Consider the following 5,276-nt stretch of genomic DNA (forward strand, 5'->3'; position numbering starts at 1 on the left):
TCGGATAATGCTGCAATTTCAGTGACCAATTCTTTAATTTTGTCTGATTTGTCGGAATCATTGAGCGATGCCACAATTTCAATTGGACTTTCTAAGCGCTCAAGTAGGGTTTTTAATTGTGCTGAAGTATTTTGATCTAACATGGCTAAGGTCTCCAAAGGAGTAAATGTCATTGAATGTAGTCATCATAAGATAAATCAATAAATAGGTAAAACAGTTTGTTTTTATAATTATAATCGAATTATTAAATCACAACTAATTCATCGTATATATATCAGTGATATCGTATTTAAAAACAAAATAAAGGCAAAATAAAGGCAAAATAAACACAAACCCTAAAAGCCTCAATTTCGGCTTTTAGGGTTTGTTATTAAGGTATAAGACGCTGCTCTACTCTTAAAGCTCGAGCTTTTAAATGCTGTGCTAAGAAAAATAAAATCAAACTTAAAATTGCAGATACAATGAGTATCGCAATAATCAATATTTTAACAAAGGCACTCATTTGTGCTGCCTGATCAACTTGACGCGACACACTTTCAGCCATCGGTGATAAGGTCTTAGCATAAAGTTGGTGTTGCATCGTCCATAATTGTTCAGGTTTAAAACCATATTCAATAAAGTGCGGATCTGATTTTTCTGCTTTAATCAACGCTAAAACCTGAGGAATTGCGGCATCTTTATCGGCAGGCTTATGCAATAACGCAGTTTGCGCCAGTAAATAAGCCTTCACGGGTTCATCTAAATCAGCTTGCTGTAAATATTGGGCTAGCTCACTTTGCTGAATATTTTTATCGTATTGAATCACTTTGGCATAAACATCATTTTCATCATGCTTTAAATCATATTGTAGATAAGTCAGTCCTGACCACAACACTATAAATGCAATCAGCCAACCAACAAATTTCAAAATAAAAGACTGAAAACGAATATAAAAGAAACGGATTTTTTTCAAAAAATGAATGACAAAAAATGCCCCTACAAAAGAAAAAAATAGCTTCAGAATGAGCCAACCAAACCATGACAACAAACTGGTAAAATAGTCTGAATGTTGTCCCAATGCTGCAAGATTGCTATCTATACTGATAGGCATATGTAATTGCTTAAGTTCAGTCGTAATACCAAAGAAACTATAGACAAAATCATGTTGTAAAAATAATGCTACGACAGAAGCAAGAAAAATAGTTGTACTACTGATGCACAGCAACATCACATTACGTTGGCGCTTTTTCAACGCTACGACACCAGATTCAATCTGTTGTGGATTCACAGCATATTCATCTAAGGGAGGCAAATGCTTTCTCCTAAAGTGTAAGCAATAAACTTAGAAGTGATCCACATGTTTATTGCTCCCACCTTTATTTGATTCTAAAACCAAATGATTCAAATTATTCTGTAAAGCACGTAAACGTGTGGTTGCTTCTGCACGTTTCTGCATGCCTTCTTTTTGCACTTGAATCACATCATTCACTGTTTTAATGAGGGTATTTTGCACATGTTCAAGTGTTTCAATATCAATCACCGAACGCTGATTGGCTTTAGCAGTGTCCACAGAGTTTTGATGTAACAAATCCGCGTTACGACGTAACAGATCATTGGTTGCATCATCAATACTGTTTGCCAACTGAACACTATTCTTCTGTTCATTTAAGGAAATTGCCAAGCTGATTTGGTTTTTCCATGCGGGTAAGGTAATGTTCTTAATCGCGTAAAATTTATCGACTAGCATTAAATTATTCGATTGAATAATTCGAATCATAGGTAAAGTTTGCATAGCCGATTGCTGTAAAACGTGTAAATCACTGACTCGTTTTTCTAAATTATTGGCAAGATGATTGAGATCATAAATCTTTTGTACCGTTGATTGATCTTGAATATGTGTAGTTAAAAATGCTATGTCTTGCTGAATTTCCTGTTCTTTTAATTTTCCAGCAGCAATATAAATACCCAACTGTTTATATTCATCTTGTACGCCATGGAACATTTTATCCAAAGTCGTGACACGATCTTTCAACCCCGACTGAGAGGTTTCAATTTCTTTGACCAACACATCAATTTGTTCTTTGGTGCTATTAAAATTTTGATCAAAGCTTTGCTTCGCGCCTCTCATTTTACTGAACAAAGCACCAAAGAAGCCCGAGGTTTTTTTCTGATTTAAAATACTGTTGGTATTCAACTGCTGCGCAACTTGCACCACCTGATTTAACTTTTGACCTGTGCTATCAAGGTCTTTATTTTGTACTAAATTTAATAATTCATCGGTATAGGTCGAGGTTTTTGTCGCAATATTTTTACCATATTCAGCGACTGCTGTATGACTCATTTCAGCCAATTCTTTATGTGCATTCATCACCTCATTAAAGTCTGAATCCTGCAAACCAATTTCTTGTAAATTCAGTTGCTTAAATTTTTTCTGAACAACATCTGTGGTCATGTCTGTAGGTAAATCTTTATGCTCTAAATTAGTCATGGGACACCTAAATAAAATTATTAATGTGTTGGTTTCTGTAGAGATTTTTTTAAAGTTTTAATCAGATTTTCACGGCTATTATCTAACTTTTCCAGTTCATTTGTCGAACTGGTTTGATTGCTTTGTTTAACATGATATTGCCACGCGGGAATAAGCACCTGCTGTGCCTCTTTAAAACGATCGAGTAAGGTAAAAGAGAGTTGCTGAGATAACTGCATTTGTGTAATTGCAATATCATTACTTGCTTGTAACGTTTGTAAGGTATTAATTTTTTTAGATAATCGATCAGTAAAATTATCTAATGGATGTTGATTCTGCACAAAATTTGGATATTCCACCAAAAACTCTTGCGCAGCTCGAATGTACTTTGCCATTTGCTCACGATGTCCAAGCAACTGCTGAAAACGTGCTTGTGCCTTTTGAATCTCAATCTGTAATTTTTGACTTAAATGATTGGCTCGATTGAGTAACTGATCTAAATTTTTATAATATTCAACCTGACCAGAACCATATTCTAGATCTATACCCAACCACTTTTGCAAGGCATTAAACTTCCGCATTTTTAAATATTTTTTTGAATCTGCTAAAGATTGAATCAGTTGCTCGATGGTTAAACTTAACTGCTGCGTTAAGTGTGGATCGACCCCATTTAACAGCACAGACTGTGCTTGAATAAGTTGGTCTGCATAATGATTAAGACGATATTGATCATTCAGTAACGGCACTAAATCATTGCGTTGAATGGATAGAAGCTCAGCTCGATTCACTTCAATTTCAGTCAAAGGAACGAGAACATCAATCTGAGACATAATATTAGAAACTCAATAAAATCATTTTTATAGTACGACTTTTATATAAAATATCATGTGTTCTTTTGCAATTTCTAGTTGATATTATTTAAAGTATTAGTTAGTAAATATATTTAGAATAAAAGAAGCCCCCCCTAAACCCAGAAGATCAAACTCATCAAGAGATATAAAAAGCCCACTTCAAATAAGCCAGCTTTTCTACTCATGGCTCAAAGCCTACTGGAATTTAAAGCATTCTAAGTGGGATATTGTTAATTGCAGAACCGGGGCATTATCAATACTACAGTCCAGAACAATTGAAATTGGATCAATTTAAAGTGTGACCATTCATTAAAAGTGATTTGTATATGTTTGCTTCCTAAGCCCCTATTTTTATACTCTTCTCTTATCGCCCAAATTAATTTTATTCCGTCCAAAGTAAATGCAGAATATGAATGTTAAAAGAATAGACAATAAGAAAAATATTGGAGCGATCGAGCCTTCTGGATACTTCACTGCTGTTTCAATACCCAAACCGAGAATCATAAACAGCATAAGGAACGATAAAAAATGGTGTGTGAAGATAGATAGCCTTGAAGGGATTTCACCATTAAAAGTAAGGAAGTATGTTTTTGGTAGAATCAAATACCAAATTAAAAGCACTGGAATAGTAGACCAAACACCTAAACCCAACATCAAAGCATAAATCATATTTCTACCTTTTCTTATATAGTATTGATCAGTCTTGTTTAAGCTGCTCTATTTAAATCATTGCTTTCGCACTGTCCAATATCAATTTTTTCCAATTCCAGAAAATTCTTAGCTGCTTCTGGCTTTAGAAAACCCCAAAGCACAAACATTGAAAAAATAAATACTCCTATAAAAAAAAGATTGCTAAATAAAGTAAGTCACTCGTTATAGCTAACCTATATTCCTTATAAAAAATATTTAAAAAGCTAAGTACAATATAAGGTACTGCACCTAAAGCATTCATTATGAAATATAGATGTTCCAAAATTTTCATAAAATTTCAATCGTTTTACTGTATATTTAGGTTTTAACCTATAGTTATTACTGACATTATCTTTTTCTAAATATTCTTTTCCAAGTTTAAATAGCTTGACTGCCTTATCTTTATTACGGCAAGACAAAATATACTTTAGTAAATCAATATCTCTATTTTTAATATTTAAATAATTTTCTAACTTAGAAACTTTTATATGGTATTTCAAGTCACTAGAAAATTCGGTTAAAGACATATCATCTAAAAGCTTTTCTTGGTCAGTAATTAGCTCATTTCGTTTCTTTCTTCTATGCTCTGAATGTTCGGCAAAACTGGTGATAATCCCAGATTTTAAAAGCATAGATAGCACATAACCAGAAACAATCAAAACAACTACAACACTGAAGAATACTGCTCCATAGGTACTCTCAGCAATTTTCAGTGCGAGTGGGGTCAAATCAAATGTACTATTTATATTCGCCGCCATATCACTGTCTCTTCGCGTTCAATACATCGGTTCCAGCTTTGGTCATAACGACCACCGTTTAATTTTTGCTCTTTTTATACTCAAACCGCATATATTTTGTATCACAAATTCGATATTTTAAGAGTGATACAAAAGCGAGGCTACTGTATAAATTTATATGCGTATATAGCAGGCAATAAAAAAGCCTCAAATCTTTAAGATTCAAAGCTTTTATACCATATGAATGCATAACAAATCATGTGGATTTAATATATTGGTAGGTATAAGCAGACTCGAACTGCTGACCTCTACGATGTCAAAATGAAGGTCTAACCCTACATAAACTTATGATAACTATAAAAAACATAGGTTTTTAAGCGCATGAATTAAGTCTTAAAAGCAATAAACTAAACCTATAAAAATTAGCTACTTAATGAGTCATTCCCCGAAGTATTTTTAGCTAAAAACTAGGTGTCGCAATAAATCAAAAAACTTGGCTATACATCACTCAAACTTTTCACTGCCTCGATACTACTCTTAAATCCAACAGAC

General features: G+C 33.5%; 4 protein-coding genes and 1 pseudogene. All 5 read right to left on the reverse strand.

Annotated elements, in window-relative coordinates; genetic code table 11:
* A pseudogene (locus B9T25_RS14485) lies at positions 1 to 143 on the reverse strand (alkyl hydroperoxide reductase); the annotation flags it as partial.
* A 227-nt stretch (positions 144 to 370) separates the two neighbouring features.
* Positions 371 to 1,291, reverse strand: a complete 921-nt coding sequence (locus B9T25_RS14325) for a hypothetical protein (protein WP_086189085.1) — start codon at positions 1,289 to 1,291, stop codon at positions 371 to 373.
* 30 nt (positions 1,292 to 1,321) lie between these two features.
* Positions 1,322 to 2,467, reverse strand: coding sequence for a toxic anion resistance protein (locus B9T25_RS14330; RefSeq protein ID WP_086189086.1), 1,146 nt, complete (start codon positions 2,465 to 2,467; stop codon positions 1,322 to 1,324).
* A gap of 20 nt (positions 2,468 to 2,487) precedes the next feature.
* Entirely contained in the window at positions 2,488 to 3,276 is a 789-nt protein-coding gene (locus tag B9T25_RS14335; protein WP_086189087.1) for a tellurium resistance protein, read from the reverse strand.
* Between the two features lie 935 nt (positions 3,277 to 4,211).
* Positions 4,212 to 4,745 (reverse strand): hypothetical protein, encoded by a 534-nt coding sequence (locus tag B9T25_RS14345; RefSeq protein WP_086189089.1) that lies wholly within the window; start codon positions 4,743 to 4,745, stop codon positions 4,212 to 4,214.
* Positions 4,746 to 5,276: the final 531 nt, after the last annotated feature.

It is taken from the genome of Acinetobacter sp. ANC 4470 (genome assembly GCF_002135335.1).
Lineage (GTDB): Bacteria > Pseudomonadota > Gammaproteobacteria > Pseudomonadales > Moraxellaceae > Acinetobacter.